Raw genomic sequence first — 22,327 nt, forward strand, 5'->3', positions numbered from 1 at the left:
TGTATTATCTTCCAGCAAAAATATATTACCTGGAGCACTAAAAATAGCTTTTTAATGGTATACTTTTGGATATCTTGACATGCATTTTAATTTGCCTATCTTGTTAATATTATTAAATTAATTTGCGTCTTAATTTTAATTACTTTTTATAAGGAGGTATTTCATGGATAAATCTATTTGTTTAATGTACGTCATATTATCGGTTTTAATTATTAATGGATGCGTCATATCAAGAACACCGGTCGCGAGCATTGTCACTATGAATCTGGGTGAGCAGAAAACTTTCAGTGTAAAGATTTTCCCGGCTAATTCTACATATACCTGGACTCTTGATGAGATGTGTATTCAAAATACAGGTAAATCCTATGTATATACTGCCGCTGAAGCAGGAATACATGTTCTTGCAGTAAGGGCAGAACATGGTTCTTCTTCAGATCAGCAGAGATGGACCATAAAAGTGCCCAGTCCGCCGACAGCAGTCATCAAAGCATATCGAACCGTATATACAGATGCAGCGGTTGTACTTGATGGTTCTGCATCTACCGATCTGGACGATTATATTGTCTCCTACCAGTGGGAGCAAACCGGCGGACCGGCTGTTGCGATAACAAACGCCGGCAACGCTGTTGCGGGATTCACCGCATCTGTCCCCGAGGGATCGAAACTGTCATTTAAGCTCACGGTGATCGACTTAAAGGGATTCCAGTCCTCGGCTTCTTGTTCGATCACTGTTTATCTGAACAACTGGGCTTCCGTCTCTGCCGGATGGGAGCATAACGTTGCCATCAAAACCGACGGGTCGCTATGGGCCTGGGGGTATAACGGCACAGGGGCGCTAGGAACAGGGACTTACATAAATGAAAACGATCCCGTAAGGATAGGTACCGACAATGACTGTGCTACTGTTGCCGCAGGGGCTTTCCATACCCTTGCCATAAAGACTGATGGGTCTCTATGGGCCTGTGGTGAGAATACTGACGGTCAGGTTGGTGACGGGACGAATACGATGAGAAATGCTTTTGAGCGGATAGGAACTGACAACGACTGGGCTGTGATTTCCGCCGGAGACGCTCACAGTCTGGCCATCAAAACCGACGGGTCTTTATGGGCCTGGGGTTTTAATGCAACAGGTCAATTGGGGGATGGAACTTATTTTAAGAGTAATGTACCCAGGCAGATAGGGACCGACAAAGACTGGGCAGCTGTTGCCGCAGGCGGGTACCACAGCATTGCGGTAAAAAAAGACGGATCTCTCTGGGGCTGGGGTTATAATGATTGCGGTCAGATAGGTGATGCGACATTCCAAAACAAAAATGAGCCCACACATATTGGAACCAACACAGATTGGAAAATGATTGCTGCAGGTTACCATCATAGTATCGCTATCAAGACCGACGGGACACTATGGACCTGGGGACGCAATATAGAAGGCCAGCTCGGTGACGGGACCAATACGAACAGTAATGTACCATCCCGTATAGGCATCTGTAGCGACTGGGCTTCCATTGCCGCAGGAAGTTATAGTAGCATGGCCATAAGCACTTGTGGAGAGCTCTGGGCCTGGGGACACAATAACAGTGGACAGATAGGTGATGGGATGATGGTTGACAGGAATGTGCCTGTAAGGATTGGCAACGACATTAATTGGGCTGTTATTGACAGTGGGGGCTATCATACATTGGCTGTCAAGATTGATGAGTCGATATGGACCTGGGGAGGGAATTTCTACGGCCAGCTTGGAGACGAGACCAACAACGACAGGTGCTTACCCGCGCTTATATAAGTAACAATTGATCCTTGAAAGGTTTAACAGATATTACAGAGCGGCATCCGTTGTCGGGTGCCGCTCTGCTTGTCTTGATACTGAAAAGTCAACACTGTCTGAACTCTTAAGGAGGATATTTATGAATGACCAGGCATCTGCAGCAATGGGAATGCTTTATATGAAAGGCATTACATCTTTTGGCATGGGTGAAGCGGATAAAAAGGAAGACAATCTGCAGATAAGCTCAAATAAAGAGTGCCCGGGGCGGGGGTCGAACCCGCACGGCCTCAGAGGCCGAGGGATTTTAAGTCCCTTGTGTCTGCCGATTCCACCACCCGGGCGACATAATGGATGAACCTAATATTAAGTGTTTAAGCATGTCAAGGGATTATAAGAGAATATAATAAACAGAAGCCATCATTATTCGGTCTGATTTTCCGAAAATACTCATGAAAAGGTATTCTATGCTACATTTCAATCGAAAACCATCCATCTCCGGAGAAGGTGACACTTGTTATACCTGTCCCGGGAATCTGGGCATAATCTGTTACGGACTCCCCGAAGACATCTGCAGGTGTATTCCCTGTATAAAAACAGACAGTACATTTTCCTTTGCAGAGGATTTTTCCGAGAACGGCGTCAGGGCTGTAATTTACTGTTATGGAACCCCTTGAGCTGCTTATGATAAATGGTTTCTGGTCTGATATCAGCATTGAAAAATCTTCAAGGAAGATTGTCTTCAGCTGTCCCGAAATGGAGTCGGTTTCCAGAAAAGCCATGTCAGCATCACTGCAAAACTCTGGCACTGAAGGATATCCGTCAGGACTCTGCATTGTCCAGAAAGCCCCTCTTTTTCCTGCTGCCTGCAGGCGGGTTACTGATATGCTGTCCGGTTCATCGACAAGGATCGCCGAACCGTCTTTAATCCCGGGAAGGGCGATAATCTCCGGGAATTGCAAGTCTGCTTTCGCCGGGAACAACACTGAAAGGAACCTGATATCTCTTCCTTTCACCGTGGATTCGAGAACTGTATGGGTAAGCTTCTGCCCGTATTCAAGGCCATGCCAGTCATCGTATGTTCTGAAAGCAGGCATCCCTTCGGGTGAGGTGACGACGGCCTTTATCTTTGCATTCTTGTTTGTCCAGATGCCTCCATCGGGCTGCTGCTCGTAAGTGCCTCCAGTAGAGCCACCGCCGTTTCCGTGAAGCAGCATCTGATAGCTGTGCGGGAGACGGCTTAATGAATCGAGTTCATCCGCAACAATGAGATATCTCTTCCAGGGAAAGAGAAGCGCCCTTGTATGCATCGCATCATCGTGTTCTGTCCAAGCAAGGGCATAATCAAGGAAACTCGTGGTTATGAACGATGTAAAGAAAGCATCCTTTCCAAAAGCTAAAAGACCAAGGGGATCCGGTTCAGGACCTTTGCCGTCCACGAGCACAATGTTGTGGTTTTTGCCTCTATTTACAAGGCCATGCTCCTCCCATTTGATATAGCCGCTGTCAAGTGCAAGCAGCTGGTTATGATCGTAATATATGAAGCTGAGCCCGTCCGGATGTTCATGCCCGGCGCCTGCAATCCTAGCCTGTCCGTGTTCTGCCAGAAACAGCACATAGCTGTCATCCTCTCCCCAGCCGCTCCTGAAGATGGCATTGCCGCCATCATAAAGCATAAGGCTCGGGTTATAAGAAGGAGGAACAGCTCTGATGCTGTCATCATAGGAGCTTATGATGTCCGCCGTCATGTCGGTGCAGTGTTCGGAAAAGAGCGGTTCGGCGGGCGCGTTCAGCCAGTCCCAGGAATATGTGCCGTCTTTGTACATGGAGGTAACCATAGCCCCGAAATAACCCGTGTGGTTGGCATCGTCTATTCCAGGCGAAGAGCCGTCCGGCTGTCTCAGCTTTATCATCCAGTCCGAGGCAGCCCTTAGTCTTGGCGATTTGAAGTAATCGTCAACGAAGACCTTCTCGCCGCATTCTTCAAGCTTTATCAGGTGGCAGTCGCGCTTCATAAACTTTTCACCTCTGCCATGGGTAAAGTTATGATATGCCCACACAAAGGGCAGAACCTGTACGGCCCCGTATACCCAGTAATATGGTCCTTCAGCACATGCGCCATCGCTTGTGACCATGGAATCGAGATCGGTTTCGAGTTCGGTCATTGCATAATCGATCCATCTCTTTGCCATGGGGTTCCTGTTGAGAACAATAGCCGCCATGCCTATTGCGGCCACTGCCTTTGTGTGGTGATTGTTGCGTACAAGTTCATAATACATGCAGGTGAGGTTGGCCCACTTCACGAAGAAATCATCGACAAGTCTTTCGAGTCTGTATTCAATCCTGTACCTGTCTAGGCGGTTGATGCCGGCGCCCATGAGCATATCAAACGCCTGGCAGTAACCCATGATCGCTTCGGAAATATGGATGCCCTTGTCAAACAGGTCAGGGGTTAACAGGCCTGTGTCGTAATTGAGCCTCTCAAGTATGGCGACAGATTTGTCACGGTATCTTATGTCCCCTGTTACTGCATAGACAAAAGCGGCGTCCTTTGCGATGTTCGAATTAGTGTATTCGACTGAAGGATTATAGCTTCCGCTCGAGGGAGCAGGGGTTGAATTCGCTCTGCCTACAACATGGTAAAAAAGCGTTTTGTAAGGCTCCCGATTAATCCTTTCCCTTATAACCGGAAGGTCGGACGCCTTGTACATGGTCCTTGGATAATCCCTTCTTTCAGGGTGCCATTGTCCTTTCGCATCAGGCAGGCATGATGCCGTCGTGAGGGAGAAAATACAGATTATTATCAGAATTAATTTTCTCATGAAAACCTCCCCCTTAATACAGAAAACATTAAACAGACATGAAAATTATCCCGGATGCTTATTCGTACTGTATTCAAGATGAAACACTACCAGAGCCCCGCAATGGATGAAAGGGCTCTGGTAGTGCAATTGTTCAGTTAATAGATATAGTTTGGGCCTACATTGGTGCCGACATGGACAGCGGCCGGAACGCCTCCCCAAGAATTGCCCGTAATATCATTGTAGGCCGTGTTTTCATTGCCGGACAGGGTGACTTCCTTTGTTTCGTTATTCCACACCTTGTTGAATTTGCATACACTGGCGGGCTTCTGCGTATTGATGTTAAGTAGGATGTTGTTATCATATTCCGCGTTGTCGCTGTTAACAGTATTACCTTCAATTCTGCAGTTGTTGGAATCCATCAGGTAGATGCCGCGGTAGCGGTTATTCAGAACCGTGTTGTTTATTGCTGATACATTGAAGCACCCTTCGAGCCACATACCCATATTGTTGTTTTCGAAGTGGCAGTCCTTGATGGTGACATGGGATACGTTCTCAAGCAAGATGCCCAGACAGTTGGCGCTCGATAGATTGTCCTTCTGGCCTAAGGCCTCTATCCCGTTCTTGACCGTGATGTTCCGGATTTCGAGATAGGCTGTTGTGTTCCTGAGATGGATGCCCGCATTGACATTCTTGCCAGCCATGTCGAATGTCTTGTTCTCAATAATGTATGGATTTGATTCTGTTCCGCTGCCCGAGTCCGCTGCGAGCGCAAGCATTGCGTTGTTGATTGCCACGATTGGCAGCGTGCAACCGCTTAGACTGATTACTGCGATAAATAAGATCATTGCCGGTACCAAAAATGTGAATCTCTTCATAAGAAACCTCCTCCTAGTTATTTAATGATTGTCTTCTGATATCATGGATGGAAATTATGTCGGCGGAATCAGATGAATCTATACTTAAATTATAATACTGGTTTTTTATCATGTCCATAAATTAATGTCCGGAATTACAATAAAGAGGAATCATTATACAAAACATGGCCATGCATGATTGAACAGGGGTGTTGTTTATGATATTTTTTGCTGCATAAAACCCTTCCGGAGGTTTTCTAATGGGAATTTATGAAAATATCTACAGAGATGAACACGGCATACCCCATATAAAATGCAGAACGAAAGAAGACTTGTTTCGTGGACAGGGTTATGTTCATGCAACCGACAGGGGCATGCAGATGATCCTGATGAGAACTCTCGGGCAGGGCAGGGCCGCTGAACTTCTTGACCCCGGCGATGAGATGGTTGCGATAGACAGGTTTTTCAGAAAAATGAACTGGTACGGATGCATCGGGGAAGAAATAAAAAAACTGCCGGAAGAGACAAGGATATATCTGAGCGCATATTGTGATGGGGCAAATGTTGCGTTTTCGAAAAAATTTCCCTGGGAACTGAAACTGCTGGGAATGAAATTCGAGCCATGGAAGATTGAAGACATAATCCAGATATCGAGGATGATAGGCTACCTGACGCTTTCCCAGTCCCAGGCGGAAATGGAGAGATTGTTCGTTGAAATGGTGCAGGCAGGGATCAGCCGTGAAAAGCTTGAAGAACTGTTCCCAGGAATACTGGGCGGACTGGATATCGAACTTTTAAAGAAGGTGGTCTTGACTGAAAGGATAGTCCCGAATTCTCAATTATGGAATATTGCTGCTCCAAGGATGATGGCTTCTAACAACTGGGTAATATCCGGCAAAAAAACTGTTTCAGGAAAAGCGATACTTTCAAATGATCCCCATCTTGAAGTTAACAGGCTTCCCAATGTCTGGTGCGAATTGTTTTTCGAGCAGCAAGACAAATTTGTTTATGGCGGCACCATGCCAGGAGTTCCGGGAATTTTCGTAGGAAGGACCAACGATCTGTCCTGGGGTGCGACATATACTTTCATGGATGCCGAGGACTCCTGGATAGAAAAATGCAGGGATGAGAAGTTCTACAGGGAGGAAGACGGCTGGATTCCTTTTGAAAAAAGAAAGGAAATCATAAAAAGAAAAAACAGGGAACCCGTTGAAGTGATTTTTTATGAAAACGATCACGGTGTGCTGGATGGAGATCCGTCCATCGAAGGCCTCTACCTGGCGACAAAATGGGCCACAGGCAAATCAGGAGCGGATACGATAATTAACGTACTGAAACTGCTGGATGCTGCAACGGTTGAGGAAGGGATGAACTGTCTGGGCAGGGTGGAAAGTTCGTGGAATTTCGTCTTGGCTGACAGCAAAGGAAATATCGGATATCAGATGAGCGGATTGATGCCTGTAAGGCGAGACGGGATCAGCGGGTTCGTGCCGCTTCCCGGATGGATCAGTGATAATGACTGGAAAGGGTTTGTCAGCTTTGAAGAGCTTCCCCGCATTGTAAATCCTGAAAGCGGATTTTTTGTCACTGCAAACCAGGACCTCAACGAATACGGGAAGGTCAGGCCGATCAATATGCCCATGGGGCCTTACAGGGCCGAACGGATAGCGCAGGTTTTAAGCGAGGATAAAAAATTCTCGGTAGAAGACATTTTCAGCATGCATATGGATGTCTATTCCGTTCAGGCTGAGGCATTCATGAAAATATTGAAACCTCTTCTGCCTGATACCGGAAACGGCAAGATACTTATCAACTGGGATTTGAGATATGACCCCGAATCCGAGGGAGCTTATCTTTTTGAGGAATTCTATAAAGAGCTTTACCGGGAAGTATTCGGTGAAAACAATATGGGGACAGGGGTTGTGGATTTCCTGAAAAAAGAGACAGGCGCATTTGTTGATTTCTATCTGAATTTCGACAGGATACTGCTGATGGAAACATCATCTTGGTTCAACGGCCGGAAAAGGGAAGACATATACAAGAAGTCGCTTGAAAAAGTATTGTCAATAAACCCCAAAAAATGGGGTGATGTTCAGAAGGTAATGCTGAGGCATATCTTACTGGGCGGAAAGGTGCCGGAATTCCTCGGATTCGACAGGGGCCCGGTCACGATTATCGGCGGCCGGGCCACAATACATCAGGGGCAGATTTACAGAAGCGCGAACAGACAGACCACGTTTGCCCCGTCATACAGGTTCGTAATGGATTTTGCTAAAGAGGAATTTTTCTCCTCGATTGCCGGCGGCCCCAGCGACAGGAGGTTTTCAAAGTGGTATGCATCAGGTCTTGAGGACTGGACTCAAGGGAAATATAAAACACTGAAAATCAATCCTGAAAGAAAATTGAAATTATAATTTCTCAGGCTTCTGAGGATAATTTAACGTCGCAACAGACAGACCTTTTCATTCCTCAGACATGGGAAACTCATACCGGCTTATAGCTTCCCGGTTTTCCGGCAGGTCTTTCAGAAATATCATGGCAATGCTGTCGGCATATACCAGGTGCCACTCTGGGCGCGATAGAAGTAAGCTGTAGATCAGCGGCTGGCGGGGCGACGTCATATCGTAGCGTCTGAGCATGAAAGCGCCGATGCCGTACTTGTTGACGATGCGGTCGAAGTCTTCCTGTGAGCGGTTTACGGCCAGGTAATCATTGCTGTAAAATTGCATGTCATCAACGAAACCGTGATAGAATATCTTTCGCCCGCCGTTCCAGTGCCATGCCAGATAGCAGCCGAAATCCTGTTGATTGAAAAGCGGTGTTTTCAGGTCGATCGCGTCCAGAAAATCTGCCGCCATGACCGGCTGACTGAATGTATCAGCACCCAGGCCGAAATGACGGGGACCCATGAACGTTGTGTAGCCGGAAAAAGCTATTTTCAGGGCGATGATGAGGCCAAGCGCAAGGGTTGCAGGAGTAAGCCACTGGGCCAAAGTGTGCAATGGCTTTTCAGGGTGAGCAAGCGACATGAACCCGGACCGTGCCGCAAGATAAGTGGAAAGAACCGAAAGACTGAAGGCTGATACGGGCATGAATCTGATGGCGGAAAGGCCCAGATATACCAGAAAGAGAAATGCCGCCGTTTCGAACCATGGCCGCGACTTGCGTACCCCTATGAGCAATGAGGCGGTGCAGATGACCAGCAGGAGAAAAATCTTCACCTCGGGCATGGAAGCAAACATCCTGCTCAAGGTCGGCATCCACTCGTTGTTGTATTGACGCGAGAATTCCCAGCCCGTACTCAGCACGGTACGCAGGGGGAAAAAGAACCCACCGGCGCCTTTGGGGTTGACAAAACATGCGGCCGCTGATGCAAGTGTTGCTATGGCAACGATGCGCACCTGCGGCCGGCGCCAGTCCTTTATATTGAAAAGAACCCACAGGGCGAGCAGCATAAGACCGATATGAAATCCCGGATGAAAGTTTGCCCACACGAGAAAGATAGCGGGCAGAACAAGGGGGAGCCTTGTTGGCCTGCGAATCTGCAGCAGCAGAATGGTCAGCACCAGAGGTGTAAAAAGCTCGGAAAACAGGCTGGCCCTTTCGATAAATCGGCAGGAGGCGGCATACCCGGCCAGAAGGATAAGGACTGGCACAACCGGCGACCTGAACTTCATGCGCCAGGCAACAACAGCGGGCAATGCTGCTGATGCCAGAATAACCAGGGTTTTGAAGATGATCAGGGCATTCCATTTGCCCAGAACGAAAAGACCGTACCACAGCAGGTGATTGCCCCACTCATGTAAAATATTCCAGTGGTATCCGGTGATGCTGAAAAGAAACGGGTCTGTAGCAGGGAAATGTCCCGTGGCTGCAAACAGCCGCCCCAGCGACAGGTACATATAAATATCCTCGCTTTGAACAGGGAAAAAGGCAAGAAAGAAGACTACCAGCAGGCTTGCACCGCAGGCCAGAGGGTAGAAAACATCAGACAGGGACCGGCCTGACCGGGCCGGTGAAGGCTCTGTCGGTATTGCACGCGAGTATATTTTTTTATTTTTCGGCATGCCGGATTACCGAAGTTTCTATTTTTCAGGTGGCATAATGGTAAGCACGTCGTAATACTGTTTTCTGATGTTTTCCTCCTTGAAAGGCAACGGGTGATTTTTGCCCTTCAGAAAATAGGGCACCATGTCCGAATAGTGGGGACTGGACGGGTTTCCGGACTCTCCAGGGACTGACACAAGACATGCAGGCTCGTCCAGTCCGAAATCGACGATAAATCGCATGGACGGTATGACAATCGAGTCGAAGCTCTTACCCATCAAGTATCCGCTGACGTTCACCGTGTCCCAGTCGCCACCGGCCGGAAAGGCCTTTGTGTTCATATAGCTTCCCAGCAGGCATTCGGTTATGCCGGATTTGGACGCCATGTTTTTGAAACAATATGTATGCATCTTTCCCCACTGCCATTTCGATCTGTCGGTTTCCATATTGCTCTCGCACAGGCTTATTGCGTCAGAAAGGGTCATCGCAATGACGTCTGCCCTGGTCTCTGTTTTATCTGTTTTCATATTGTCCCAGAACGGGGAATCCGTCCTGTATACTATCTGGTTGTAATTCCGGTTGAGAACGGGGAAATACGGGCCTGTTTCGTCAAAGATAAAGTTTTTGTCAAAAGAGAAGAGGAATGCCTCGTAGACTGCGGCGGATGCGGATTCAGGCGAAAGAACACCGTCGAATTTATCGGGGTTCAGAAAGGCCAGGGCCTCTTTTGCATTCCGGATTTTCTTTTCATCGCCCAGTGAATCGATGGCCCTCTCGAGTTCGCCTTTGAATCCGTCGGAATATAATACCCCCTGGAGTTTGCCGGCGAATATGGACTTTCTGTCGAATTGAAGATCCATAACGGACTTTAGGGTTGCCTTATCGGTTTTGCCCAGGACCTCCCTGATTCTGCTTACCCGTTCATCCGACACCCATGAATTGGAAATCCTGTAGGGATATGTTTCATCGACCGTCCTGTTGTTCGCGGTTGCTACGAAACCCTGTGCCGGATTTTCGATATGCGGCAGTTCGGCCATGGGGATAAAGCCGGTCCAGTCGTATTCTCCGTCCCATCCGGGTGACGGGAAGAAACCCATTCCTTTTTTCCTGATCGGATATGCGCCGGAAATCTGCCAGCCTATGTTATCCGCATCGCCGTATACCAGATTGAAGTATGTGCCCTTTATGGTCAGTATTTGGCTCCTCATCCCGGCGGCGTTACTTACATTGCCCATGTCGAGGAATGTTTTGAATGCGCCCACGAATCCTTCTTTGGCACCGCAGAATGCAATCCCGTATTTATCGAAGGCAGGCAGCTTCGTATCGAGGATTTTTGTCAGGTTTGAATTCAGTATGGGGCCGTGAATGGTGGAAAGCACCGTCTTTTTCACAGGCTTTCTTTGGCCTTTTATCTTGAACAGTTCCGTCCTGTCATTTACGAGCTTCCACTCGCCTTTATAGAGGTATCTGAAATTATTACGGTCCTTCATGATCTTCTCGATGAAGAGATCCTGGCTGTCGGCCATGACCATGGTTGCACCCCAGGCGACATTACCGTTGTAACCCAGAGCGATGAAAGGCATGCCCGGCAGCGTGACGCCTGCGGCCTCATATGTCGGGCATTTAAGGTGCATTATCATCCACGGGCCGGGGATCGAGAGGAAAAGATGAGGGTCATTGGCTATTATCGATTTGCCGCTGGCAGTCCTTGTTCCCATGATGGCCCAGTTGTTCGACGCAGCATTGACCATTCCAGATATGGATGCGGCATGGACGTCTTCTTTTGCTGCGCCGTCAGGATAGAGATCTCTGATGTCAATGGTTTTAAGTTTGCCGGCTTCCGCTGTCTGAACAGGTTCTCCGGGATATGTATCAAAAAGCCATGCCGCCTTGTCCCAGCCGATCTTGCCTGCAATTTCGAGAAAAGCCAGTTCTTCGGATGCATTGGATGAAAGTCTGAAGCAGAACAGACATAAAGCCAGGAGGGAGTCATCCGGCGTCCATTCTTTGGGTTTAAAGCCAGTAAGCCTGAATTCAGGAGGCAGATTCGGATGGGTCCTGATGTATGCGGTGACGCCCCTGGAGAAGCTTTCGAGCGACCTCAATGATCTTTCGTCGAGATCTTTTCTGCTCTCTTCGAGGATGCCCCTCATGTCGATTGTCCTCAGATATATGTCCATGTCGAGCATCGATTTGCCGGCCAGTTCCGAGAGCCTGCCCTGAGCGGCCATGCTCATCAGGTACATCTGCCAGAGCCTGTCGGTGGCCATTGCATAACCGGCGGCGAAAAACAGGTCGTCCTCGTTCTGCGCTTCAATGCAGGGTATGCCAAGATCGTCCCTCATTATCCTCACAGGAGAATGAATACCCTGAAGGCTTATTGTTCCCGAAGGCTTGGGTACAGAGTCCTTGAAATACCAGTTCAAAGACGAGCAGGCGTTAAAGGTCAGGATCATTGCAAGGAGCAAAACAGATTTGAAGGATGATTTCATCTAAGCCTCCCTTAATTAATTTGTTATATCCAGGCCGGTTTCTCCTCACCGGACAGGTTCCTGTCATGCATACAGTCGTGGTTGTGAGCTTAATGAGGATCAGGCCTGATCAGCAATATCGGACATAATATAGAACAATGGCTGTAGAGGCAAACCATAAAATAATGCCTTTTCGCCCGCTGTAGTTTTGTTGTGACTTTTTATGTTTCATCAGGTATCCGGCGGTTTGATTTTATTGCAAATGAAAATATATTCGGCCTGATTTATCAAAAAGAATCCGCGGCTTGTCCTTTTGACAGGCCTGTGTTAGGAATTTTTTGGATGAACTACTGGAGGTGTTCCCTTGAATTACACGTTTAAAGCTCACGATTATATCATCTTTATTTTAAGCTATGTCTTCTTCGCCCTTTTTGCAATTGATCTGTCAAACCCGGCATTGCTTCCTGTTGATCTGCCGGCATGGATATATCTCGTCATAGCGTTTATTTTAAATGCCTGGGTATTGCCTCTGCCCGGCATACACCCCAGGCTTCCGAAACCTGAAGAACTTCCTCCCGGACTGCCGCCTGCGGAAGAGATAAAGGCAATACCTGCGGAAAAGCCTGTCCCGGAAAAAGAGGCGGTATCTGCTCAGAAAAAGCTCGAAAAAGGTCTGGCAAAGACCCACAAGGGCTTCATAGACAGGATAGCATCCGTTTTCAGCAGGCATGACAGGATCGATGCCGCCGTCTTGAATGAACTGGAAGAAACGCTGGTCGGTACGGACATAGGTATAAAGACGGCCTATAAGATATTTGAAGACCTGAAAAAGGACATTGCTTCTGTTGACACTGCAGATGCGGCCATGGAAAAGGTGCGGGCGGAAATCAGCCGGATTCTTTCTCAAAGGGAAAGGCGCCTTGAAATCAAAGATGAATCAAAGCCGTTTGTCATAATGGTGAGCGGCGTCAACGGCTCGGGGAAAACCACGACCATTGCGAAGATCGCCTGGCTCCTTAAGAACCAGGGCAGGAGCGTAATCGTTGCAGCGGCGGACACATTCAGAGCGGCCGCAATAGAGCAGCTCGAACACTGGGCGAACAAGGCAGGCGCGGATTTCATAAAGTCACAGGAAGGGGCGGATCCGACGGCTGTTGCCTATGACGGACTGGAAGCAGCAATAAAGAGGGGGCACGACGTGCTCATAATCGATACCGCAGGCAGGCTCCATACGCGCGAGAATCTTATGGAAGAGCTGAAAAAGACTAAACGCGTTCTGGACAAAAAAATGCCGGGAGCACCGAATGAAGTGCTGCTTGTTCTCGATGCGACAATCGGGCAGAATGCCATTGAGCAGACGCGCCAGTTCAACAACGCACTCGGCGTGACCGGCATCGTGCTTACGAAGATGGACGGTTCATCAAAGGGCGGTGTCATTGTAGGCATTGCGGACGAGTTTGACATTCCCATACGTTTTGTGGGTGTCGGCGAGGCCATGGATGACCTTCAGGAGTTTGACGCCGGGCATTTCGTGGACGCTTTATTCAAAAATAATGTTGACTGAGGGGCCGATGATAAAAATTCCTGCCGGAAAACTTGCCGGGATATTTGATGCGATGCCCGATAAAAACATTCTCATTATCGGCGACATCATGCTGGATGAGTATATCTGGGGAACGGTCGAACGCATATCACCCGAGGCGCCCGTGCCTGTTGTTGATGTCAGGGAAGAGACCTTCAGACTGGGCGGGGCCGGCAACGTAGTCAGGAATTTGAGCAGCCTCAAGGCAGGCGTGCAGATATTTTCAGTCATCGGAGATGACAGGCAGGGCGACAACATATTAAGCCTGCTCAGTGATGAGGGTGTTAGTCCGGACGGCCTCATCAGGGATGTTTCCAGAAAGACAATAGTCAAGACACGTATTATCGCCCACACGCAGCAGGTCGTCAGGATAGACAAGGAAGACAGGGAACACATATCGGATGACAACAGAAAGGCCCTGTTGTCGGCGGTAAAGGAAAAGATGAACAAAGCCGATGCCGTTGTCCTTTCCGATTACGGAAAAGGGCTGCTCAGCGTGGGACTCATTGCAGATATAATCGCCGAGGCCGGCAGATACGGACTGCTCGTGAGTGTTGATCCCAAAGAAAGGAATTTCCCGCATTACAAGAATGCAGGGATCATTACACCCAACAAGAAGGAGCTTGCCTTCGGCGCAGGCATGACGATTTCTTCGGAAAGGGACATGGCGGAAGCCGCGGGCAGGATATTTGATATGCTCGGATGCGGAATGATCCTCGCAACTCGCGGGGCAGAGGGCATGAGCCTTTTTATGAGCAGGGACAATGTGACCCATATCCCTACTGCTGCAAAGACCGTGTTTGATGTAACAGGCGCCGGCGACACAGTAATATCGGTGTTTACGCTTGCAAGCGCAACAGGAGCGACACCGGTCGAGGCGGCCGCGATAGCCAATATTGCGGCGGGAATAGTTGTTGGAGAGATCGGTGCAGCGACGGTAGACTTTGAGATGTTGAAGCAAATCTGCATGGAGGAGCTTGGTGGGTAGCATACGGCTTCCCAGGGACGTGATGTTGTTTTCCAGCATTATCTACCGGCATTATCCGGATGATGTGATGGCTTTTCTTGAAAAGGAATTCGGAGACACGATTTATCAGAGTGATGAACTGCCGTTTGATTATACGAATTATTATGAAGCGGAAATGGGCCCGGGGCTGAAAAGGATGATAGTCGCTTTTAAGAGGCTTGTCCCGAGAGATTTCATGCCTGAAGCGAAAATCAGGTCGAATGAAATTGAAGACAAGTTTCTGACCGAAGGGAAAAGAGGTATAAATATTGATCCGGGAATCCTCTCTCTTGAGAATGTATGTCTGGCAACGACGAAACCCTACAGCCACCGTATATATCTTTCCCGCGGCATATGGGCTGAAGTGACATTGATTTACAAAGGGGATACGTATTCAAGCCTTGAATGGACATATCCTGATTATGCTTCGGATAAACTCAGGGCGGTCTTCAAAGAGATAAGAAATATTTATAAAGGGAGGCTCAGATGCCAGGCAGCATGACAGGCTACGGCCATGCGGAAGAGGGAGGCTATTCAGTAGAAATAAAAGGATTGAACAACAGGTATAAGGATATCCGGGTGAAACTGCCGCGAGACATGAACCCGATTGAAATGCAGGTTCGTTCGGCAGTTTCCGATGCGATACATAGAGGAAAGGCGGATGTGATAATAACCAGAAACATTGTCGAGGCTGAAAAGCAGGGGCTAAATATAAACTGGGATTATGCAAAAGCTGTTTTTGAAGATTTGAGGACAATGGCCGGACATTTCGGGGGAGAGCCCTCTTTCAGGGATGTAATTGCAGTTCCGGGCGTAACAGGTGAAGAAGAGAAAAGGGTGGAGGAACTGTGGGCATTGATCAGCCCTGTCCTTGAAAAGGCATTGAAAGGTTTCCTTGATTCAAGGATGGAAGAGGGGGAAAAGCTGGGGAGGGATATGGCCGAGAGGATACAGGTTCTTGAAGGCATACGCCTCTCGATTGAGAAGGCTTCGCAAGGGATGCCTGAAATATTTGCCGAGAGACTTCACTCGAATATCAATATCCTGCTGCAGGGCAAGCCCCAGGTTGATGAGATAAGGCTTGCACAGGAGATTGCAATAATGGCCGAACGGTGCGATATAACGGAAGAGGTGGTGAGGCTTAAGAGCCATTTCGATGTCTTCAGACAGACGCTTAAATCGGCAAATGCGGCAGGCAGGAGGCTCGAATTCATTCTCCAGGAGATAAACAGGGAATTCAATACCATAGGTTCGAAGTCTCAGGATACCTCCATCAGCATTTTTGTTATAGATGCAAAGACCGAGCTAGAGAAGATAAGGGAACAGCTGCAGAATATTGAATAAAATTTTTAAGGGGTGTTTCATGGCCAGAAACGAGAGCAAGCTTTTGAATATAGGTTTTAACAACGGTGTAGTTTCGAACAGGATCATTGCCATTGTGAATCCGGCTTCATCTCCGATGAAAAGGCTTCGCGAAGATGCAAAGGAAAGGGGACAGCTTATCGATGCGACACAGGGAAGAAAAACCCGTTCGATAATAATAACCGACAGTTCGCATGTCATCCTTAGCGCAATCCAGTCGGAGACCATTGCAAACAGACTCAACGAAGGAGCCCTCAGGGAAGAGGACAGGCTGGCGGTAAAGGAGCAGGATTGAGGATATTCATCTCCGGACCCTCGGGGGTCGGCAAAACAACAATAATCGGGGAGCTGCTTCAGCGCCATCCCGAAATAGTCCTGTCAATCTCATATACAACCCGCACTCCCAGGCCCTCTGAACTCAACGGCAGGGAATATTTCTTTGTTCAGAAACCTGAGTTTGAAAAAATGATTTCAGAATCGGGTTTTCTTGAATGGGCGCATGTACATAAGGACTACTACGGGACATCTGTCAAATGGGTTGATGAAATGGAAAAACAAGGGAGGAGCATACTCTTCGATATCGATGTGCAGGGCGTGAGACAGGCCAAAGCGGGAGGTTCCGAAGGCCTTTATATAATGATTATCCCGCCTGATATGGCCGAACTAGAAAAGCGTCTTGTAGGCAGGGGAACAGAGGACAGGAAAACGCTTGCAATAAGGCTTGATAATGCGAAAAAGGAGCTTTGCTGCTGGGAGATGTATGACTACATTGTTGTCAATGATTCCCTTCATAAAGCTCTTAAGGATATTGAAACGATTATCACGGCCTATTCAATGACGGCAAAACAGACCGCCGGGAGGATATCATGGCTGCAAAAGATAAAATAATCTTTGCTCTGGATGTTGCGGATACTGATGAGGCCGCTAAATGGGTATCAGTTCTCAAAGGCCGGGTGGGCTTCTTCAAAATCGGTCTGGAGCTTTTCACTGCAGCAGGCCCTGATGTGGTCGGTATGGTCAAGGAAGCGGGAATAAAGGTTTTTCTCGATCTTAAATTTCATGACATACCGAATACGGTAGCCGGTGCGGTCAGATCGGCGGTAAGGCTGGGTGTCGACATGATGACCCTTCACCTTTCAGGCGGCAGAGCTATGATTGCAGCAGGCGTTGAAGCAGCCCGTGAAGAGTCGGCCAATCTCGGTATAAAGAGGCCGAAAATTATCGGTGTCAGCGTGCTCACTTCGCTTGGCGACTCGGATATGAGAGAGCTCGGGTTCAGGGCGAATGCAGTGGAGCAGGTCACGACACTTCTCGAGGTCGCATTGAAATCAGGTGCTGACGGCATGGTATGCTCGGCAGCCGATCTTGACCGCATAAAGCCCCTTGCGCCGAAAGGTTTTACAATCATAACTCCGGGCATAAGACCCGCCGGGGCTGACAAAGGTGACCAGTCAAGGATTGCAACCCCGGCTTCTGCAATAAAGGCCGGTTCGAGCCTGCTCGTAATCGGAAGACCCATAAGCGCGGCGGCTGATCCGGTGAAGGCAGTCGAGATGATTGTATCTGAAATTGAGACTGCCGCCTGAAAAGAGTTGCGCCTGAATCATTAAGAGTGATGTACAGAAATTTATTTGCCGCATGTCTGTTGTTATCAATTGGATTCCACGTGATAATTGCAGGCCTTGTAATAGCGTATAAACCTGCAGGTAAGCGCCTGCCTTTTGTTTTTGTTCAGAATGTGAGCCTTGTGGAATCTCTCAGATCAGGAACTGATGCCATAAAGAAATCCGGAGAAGATAAAACTGTCTGGAAAATTCCGGGACCTGAAAAAGTTGATACGGCATCAGGGCCGGAAAATGTGCAGTCCGTAAGAGGTTCCTCTTACATGAAAGAAGCGCTTGATGCGCAGGCCCATGATGTTTCAGAAATATCTCGATCAGGGAACGTTTACACAAATCCGGCAAACGAAAAGGGAGGGGAAGCTCTGGAAGCCGGTACTGCAGGGCAGGGAACAAAAGGCGCAAACGGAGAAAATGAGTATGCCCTTGCAGGAGGCGCCCCGGGCGGCATTCAATACGACGTTACAAAGGCGCGTCTGCTTAAGGCTCCTGATATCCGGTATGACGAGATATCAAGGAGACGCGGTGAAGAAGGCAGCGTCAGCATAGACCTTGAAATTGACAAATCCGGCAATCCCAGGAACGTTAAGATCAAACGGTCTTCCGGTTATCCGAGACTGGACAGGGTTGCCATGAACGGAATAAGCTCCTCTAGATTTTCGCCTACGATGAAAAGCGGCAGGCCGGTTGATTCAGAGGTCGAATTCACAATAATATTCAGGCTTGATGACATACGTACCGGATTGAAGGTTGTCGAAGACGATAAGGTTAATATTCTGGAATAAGCTGGTTAATGAAATTAACTTTAATAATTCAGAAGACTTAAGCGGAAATCTATCGGAAATTTATTTTAAAGCATTTTTATGTACCGTCTTTTTCGTAAAAGGTCTCTTCATAGATATTCCATGCGGTAATGAAGAGCGAGGCGACAATCGGGCCTATTATGAAGCCGATTATGCCGAAAAGGCTCAAGCCGCCGAGTGTGCTGAAAAGTATCATCAGTTCGTGCATCTCGGTATCCCTTCCCACAAGCCAGGGTCTCATCAGATTATCTATGCTGCCGACGACAATGCTGCAAAAGAGCAGAAGGATTACGGCCTTTATAATGTGCCCTGTCAGTGCCAGGATGATTACTGCAGGAAACCATACGATGGCTGTTCCCACTACTGGAATAATCGAGGCGAAGGCCATTACGGTTCCCCAGAATAGAGCACTGTCAATACCCATGAAAGCGAATGCAATGCCCTGAAGTCCTCCCTGAACTATACCTATGACGAGCGTTCCTTTAATCGCCGCGCGGGATACCGATGTAAATCTGTCAAGGATTCTTTCCATGGAGCTTTCAGCAAGCGGTATGTAGGAGACTATTTTTTTCAGCATGACTGAACCTTCGCTCAAGAAAAAGAACATTGCATAGAGAAATAAAAAGAACTGGAAAACAAAACTGATTGTCTTGAGTGTAAAGGTTGATGCACCGGAAACCAGTATATTGCTTATCTTACTTACAAATTCGCCTGCTTTTTCAAGAATGACGGTATGGTAGTTTTCAAGAAGATTGAACTGAGGATAATATTGAGTAATCCTTTCAAAGGCATTCGGCTGGTTCATCCACTGGTCAATCCAGGGTTTTACATTGGCGCTTATTTTAACGGCCTCATTTGCAACCATTCCCAGCAGCACGCCAATGGGAATGAAGAAAATAAGGAATATTGTTGCTATTGTGATGAACGATGCAAGATTCTTTCTGCCTCTGACGCATCGGCATATGAAGCCGTATAAAGGCTGCGAAAGGGATGAGAAGATGGCGGCAAGAAAGATCGCCATGAGAAAATCCCGTATCATGTAAAAAAAAAGTGCCGTTACGGCTATTATGAAGAGAAGTACCAGGATCTTGTTGAGAGTAAACCGTTCCATGAATCATATCATCGGAAGATAAAGAGGCGGACTTTAAATCCGCCTCTTAGTAAATCAATGTGCTACCAGGCAATGTTTAGATTCAAGCCTCCGGCTATGGCGCTGCCTTTGACTTCGTAACTGACCTGATTTGCCCAGCTCTGGCCTGATATGCCGTTCTTATACACGGTTATTTCCTTCAGCTTCTGATATTGAAGCACGCCTTCGACTTTGAGGGGCTGTTTGAAAAGATTCCACCATGGAAATATGAACTGATATCCTGCACCGAGCGAGAAGGTATTCTTATCAAGGTCTATGTAATTTGAAACCCTGCCGGACTGATCTGGAATCGGGGACGGCTGATAGGCATAGCCTGCATTTATGCTCAGATTCTTTATCCCTTTGTATGATACGCCTACACGATAGTTTGTCGTATCGCTGAAGTCAGGGTCCGGATATCCGTTTATGCTGTCGGTGTATGACAGGCCGTACTTGCTCCATCTCTGGCGGTTCGCCTCGACTGAAACAAGTATGGGGTCGGTATCGACAGCCAGACCCAGTGAATATTCTTCAGGTGTGAAATACGCATTCATGTCCAGCATCATGGGCATGGTATATGTTAGCCCGCCTATATCCAGAACCGTTGTTACAGGAATGGGGCCAAGCTTGAGTTCCTGCTCATCACGCCAGGAGAACCCCAGTTTTATCTTTGTATTGAGTGTTTGTTCAAGTGCGGGGGTGCACAGCAAGAGACCGGCGGTCGGTACATAATCGAATACGGCGCCGAATTCAGACTGGGCTTCGACATCCTGATAGCTGTTGTAAGGGCTGTCACCCGACCCGCCGCTGAAGAGGCCGTTTACATAAAATGTTCCGGGTCCGTGGAGCATTGCTTGAATTCCTGCGCCTATATAGGCTATATCCTTGACAGCTTCTATCCCGAGCCCTGCAGCCAGCGTGATACGGTTAATGTCATCCCCATACCTGATGAAATGAGGCTGGTCCGGCGGCCAGTCATGAATCCTGTATGATACGTCGCCCATTTCGGGAATGGCAGCGGTAATTCCAAGCTGAACATGGAATGGCAGTTTGACTATCCTGTTGATATCCATCATGAGGCCGATGACAGGTATGCCGAGATTGAGTCCGTTGGCCGCTGTTGCTTCGGTCGGGTCATTCCTGATGCCTGAATCAATGTTGTTGGGATTGTTGTATATCTTAAGCGACCCGCCGCTTAGCTTATCGACTTTTATACTGGGGGATGTGTACAGATATTGGATTGACAGCCCGAAATCCTTGCTCTGTGCAAGGCCTGCCGGGTTGTAATATGCGGCGGAGAAATCATCCGCAACAGCAGTGAAAGCTCCACCCAGTGAGATTGCCCTGTTGCCCAGGCCGTATGTGTCTGCATAGCTGGAAGCGAAAACCGGAGAGCTGCACACAACGGCTGCAAAAATTACCGATATATAAAGGATTGTTTTGTTTTTCATCGTCTTATCCTTCTTCATTGTATTACCAGCTAAAGCTGAGATTGATTCCGCCGGCATATGCATCACCTTTGACCGTGTAGCTCTTCTGATCTACCCAGGTCGGCCCTTGAACTCCATCCTTGTTGACATGAAGGGTATCAAGCAGCTGATATGCAAACATCGCCCCTACGGACATCGGTTTGTTAAGTGCAAATGGTACATTGAATGTATATCTTCCGCCGAGAGAAAATATATCCTTATCCATATCGATATAGTTGGAAACCACACCTGACTGGTTCGGTACGGGTGTCGGCTGGTGACAATAGCCGAAAGAGACGTTCGTGTTTTTATTGATCCTCCATTCAAGCCCCAGTCTGTAATTTATTGTATTCTTGAAGTCGGGCATATTTGCGAATGCAGTTTTCGTAAGCTCATTTACAGTTTCTTCAGGCATGACTTTGTAATCGCTCCATTCCTGGTAGTTGGCTTCGGCCGATACAAGAAGAAAATCAAAATCGTATGAGGCGCCAAGGGAATATTCTCTCGGAGTATAGAATGCATAGAGTCCCATCACTATCCCGATATTTCCCTGAAATGGTGAGGATATAGCGGTAATGAGCGTAGGTAGAGGATCGATTTCAACCTGTTCCTTGTCTCTGAACGTGAAGCCGATTTTCAGTTTTTTATTAAGAGGTGTCACCATAATGCTTGCAAGAGGGTCCATCTTCAGAAGATTTGACTGCTTCACCTCTGCAACTGCTTCACCGTTTGCTTCCGTTGTATTAAGCCCGTCAACGTATATCATGCCGTCGCCGTAAAGCATTGTCTGTGCACCAAGGCCTATATAAACGAGGTCTTTCCAGCATTCGACGCCGAGGCCTACAGCGGCATGGATACGGTCGATATTATCGCCGTATCTTATGAAATGCGGCTGATCGACCGGGTAGGAGTATATCCTGTACATTGTGTCGCTGCGTTCGGGCATGGACATTGCCATACCGAACTGAACATTTACAGGCAGATTGATGATGTCATTTACGCTTATCCCGATACCTATGAGCGGTATTGAGAGATTGAGGCCCCTCGAGCTTCCCCTGTATTGGGATGGGTCTGTCCTGACGCTTCCGTTGGGGTTGGTCACGACAAGGTCGTTTCCGCTTGAGTCTTCGACTTTTATCTTGGGTGCGGTGTACATGTAATCCAGGGTAAAGTAATTTTTGCTGCTCATCGCAAGACCGGCCGGATTGTAGTAAGCGGCTGAATAGTCATCCGCAACTGCGGTAAAAGCGCCCCCCAGTGAAACGGCCCTTGATCCGAATCCCCAGGTGTCGGCGAAACCGGCTGCATGGGCGCTTAGACCTGAACAAAGAAATACCGATAAGAAAAGAAGCAGTTTCTTGCCCATTTTGTAACCCCTTTCAATAAAATAGTTTAAAAGGGGATGAATATTTCATCATC

17 protein-coding genes and 1 tRNA gene are annotated in these 22,327 nt (G+C 48.0%); 10 read left to right on the forward strand and 8 right to left on the reverse strand.

The features are described from left to right. The first annotated feature begins 163 nt into the window (after window positions 1-163). Complete coding sequence (locus VIS94_05060; protein ID HEY9160438.1) at window positions 164-1,783, forward strand: hypothetical protein; 1,620 nt, start codon at window positions 164-166, stop codon at window positions 1,781-1,783. A gap of 238 nt (window positions 1,784-2,021) precedes the next feature. On the opposite strand, the gene VIS94_05065 is transcribed toward VIS94_05060, so the two are convergent. The 3 genes from VIS94_05065 to VIS94_05075 all read right to left on the reverse strand — a co-directional run bounded on the left by VIS94_05065 (window position 2,022) and on the right by VIS94_05075 (window position 5,441). After that, window positions 2,022-2,106 (reverse strand) — tRNA-Leu (locus VIS94_05065). A 126-nt stretch (window positions 2,107-2,232) separates the two neighbouring features. Beyond that, the gene (locus VIS94_05070; protein HEY9160439.1) at window positions 2,233-4,584 is read right to left on the reverse strand and encodes a heparinase II/III family protein; all 2,352 of its coding nucleotides are present in this window, start codon (window positions 4,582-4,584) and stop codon (window positions 2,233-2,235) included. A gap of 137 nt (window positions 4,585-4,721) precedes the next feature. Then, entirely contained in the window at window positions 4,722-5,441 is a 720-nt protein-coding gene (locus VIS94_05075; GenBank protein HEY9160440.1) for a right-handed parallel beta-helix repeat-containing protein, read from the reverse strand. A gap of 239 nt (window positions 5,442-5,680) precedes the next feature. Between VIS94_05075 and VIS94_05080 the strand changes: the two genes are divergently transcribed. Next, complete coding sequence (locus VIS94_05080) at window positions 5,681-7,834, forward strand: penicillin acylase family protein (GenBank protein HEY9160441.1); 2,154 nt, start codon at window positions 5,681-5,683, stop codon at window positions 7,832-7,834. A 48-nt stretch (window positions 7,835-7,882) separates the two neighbouring features. On the opposite strand, the gene VIS94_05085 is transcribed toward VIS94_05080, so the two are convergent. After that, window positions 7,883-9,487 carry a hypothetical protein gene (locus VIS94_05085; protein HEY9160442.1) on the reverse strand — a complete coding sequence of 535 codons (1,605 nt, stop codon included), beginning with the start codon at window positions 9,485-9,487 and terminating at the stop codon, window positions 7,883-7,885. Between the two features lie 18 nt (window positions 9,488-9,505). Continuing rightward, window positions 9,506-11,959, reverse strand: a complete 2,454-nt coding sequence (locus VIS94_05090) for a penicillin acylase family protein (GenBank protein ID HEY9160443.1) — start codon at window positions 11,957-11,959, stop codon at window positions 9,506-9,508. 343 nt (window positions 11,960-12,302) lie between these two features. Between VIS94_05090 and ftsY the strand changes: the two genes are divergently transcribed. From ftsY to VIS94_05130, 8 genes are read left to right on the forward strand one after another with little or no spacing between them, the layout of a single operon-like run. Then, window positions 12,303-13,502, forward strand: a complete 1,200-nt coding sequence (ftsY, locus tag VIS94_05095) for a signal recognition particle-docking protein FtsY (protein ID HEY9160444.1) — start codon at window positions 12,303-12,305, stop codon at window positions 13,500-13,502. 7 nt (window positions 13,503-13,509) lie between these two features. Then, entirely contained in the window at window positions 13,510-14,508 is a 999-nt protein-coding gene (rfaE1, locus tag VIS94_05100; GenBank protein HEY9160445.1) for a D-glycero-beta-D-manno-heptose-7-phosphate kinase, read from the forward strand. Continuing rightward, on the forward strand, window positions 14,501-15,028 hold the full coding sequence (locus VIS94_05105) for a DUF4416 family protein (protein HEY9160446.1): 528 nt from the start codon (window positions 14,501-14,503) through the stop codon (window positions 15,026-15,028). Before rfaE1 ends, VIS94_05105 begins: the two co-directional genes overlap by 8 nt. Next, the gene (locus VIS94_05110; GenBank protein HEY9160447.1) at window positions 15,013-15,870 is read left to right on the forward strand and encodes a YicC/YloC family endoribonuclease; all 858 of its coding nucleotides are present in this window, start codon (window positions 15,013-15,015) and stop codon (window positions 15,868-15,870) included. The genes VIS94_05105 and VIS94_05110 overlap by 16 nt, the downstream gene beginning before the upstream one ends. A 19-nt stretch (window positions 15,871-15,889) precedes the next feature. Further along, the gene (locus tag VIS94_05115; protein HEY9160448.1) at window positions 15,890-16,183 is read left to right on the forward strand and encodes a DUF370 domain-containing protein; all 294 of its coding nucleotides are present in this window, start codon (window positions 15,890-15,892) and stop codon (window positions 16,181-16,183) included. Then, window positions 16,180-16,776 (forward strand): guanylate kinase, encoded by a 597-nt coding sequence (gene gmk / locus VIS94_05120; protein ID HEY9160449.1) that lies wholly within the window; start codon window positions 16,180-16,182, stop codon window positions 16,774-16,776. Before VIS94_05115 ends, gmk begins: the two co-directional genes overlap by 4 nt. Further along, window positions 16,755-17,474, forward strand: a complete 720-nt coding sequence (gene pyrF, locus VIS94_05125) for an orotidine-5'-phosphate decarboxylase (GenBank protein ID HEY9160450.1) — start codon at window positions 16,755-16,757, stop codon at window positions 17,472-17,474. Before gmk ends, pyrF begins: the two co-directional genes overlap by 22 nt. Window positions 17,475-17,503: 29 nt before the next feature. After that, window positions 17,504-18,292 carry an energy transducer TonB gene (locus tag VIS94_05130; GenBank protein HEY9160451.1) on the forward strand — a complete coding sequence of 263 codons (789 nt, stop codon included), beginning with the start codon at window positions 17,504-17,506 and terminating at the stop codon, window positions 18,290-18,292. Between the two features lie 76 nt (window positions 18,293-18,368). On the opposite strand, the gene VIS94_05135 is transcribed toward VIS94_05130, so the two are convergent. From VIS94_05135 to VIS94_05145, 3 genes are all read right to left on the reverse strand, one after another. Beyond that, window positions 18,369-19,421, reverse strand: coding sequence for an AI-2E family transporter (locus tag VIS94_05135; protein HEY9160452.1), 1,053 nt, complete (start codon window positions 19,419-19,421; stop codon window positions 18,369-18,371). Window positions 19,422-19,483: 62 nt separating this feature from the next. After that, window positions 19,484-20,890 (reverse strand): outer membrane protein transport protein, encoded by a 1,407-nt coding sequence (locus VIS94_05140; protein HEY9160453.1) that lies wholly within the window; start codon window positions 20,888-20,890, stop codon window positions 19,484-19,486. 22 nt (window positions 20,891-20,912) lie between these two features. Beyond that, entirely contained in the window at window positions 20,913-22,274 is a 1,362-nt protein-coding gene (locus tag VIS94_05145; GenBank protein ID HEY9160454.1) for an outer membrane protein transport protein, read from the reverse strand. Between the last annotated feature and the right edge of the window lie 53 nt (window positions 22,275-22,327).

It is taken from the genome of Desulfomonilia bacterium, assembly GCA_036567785.1.
In the GTDB taxonomy this organism is placed as follows: Bacteria; Desulfobacterota; Desulfomonilia; order UBA1062; family UBA1062; genus DATCTV01.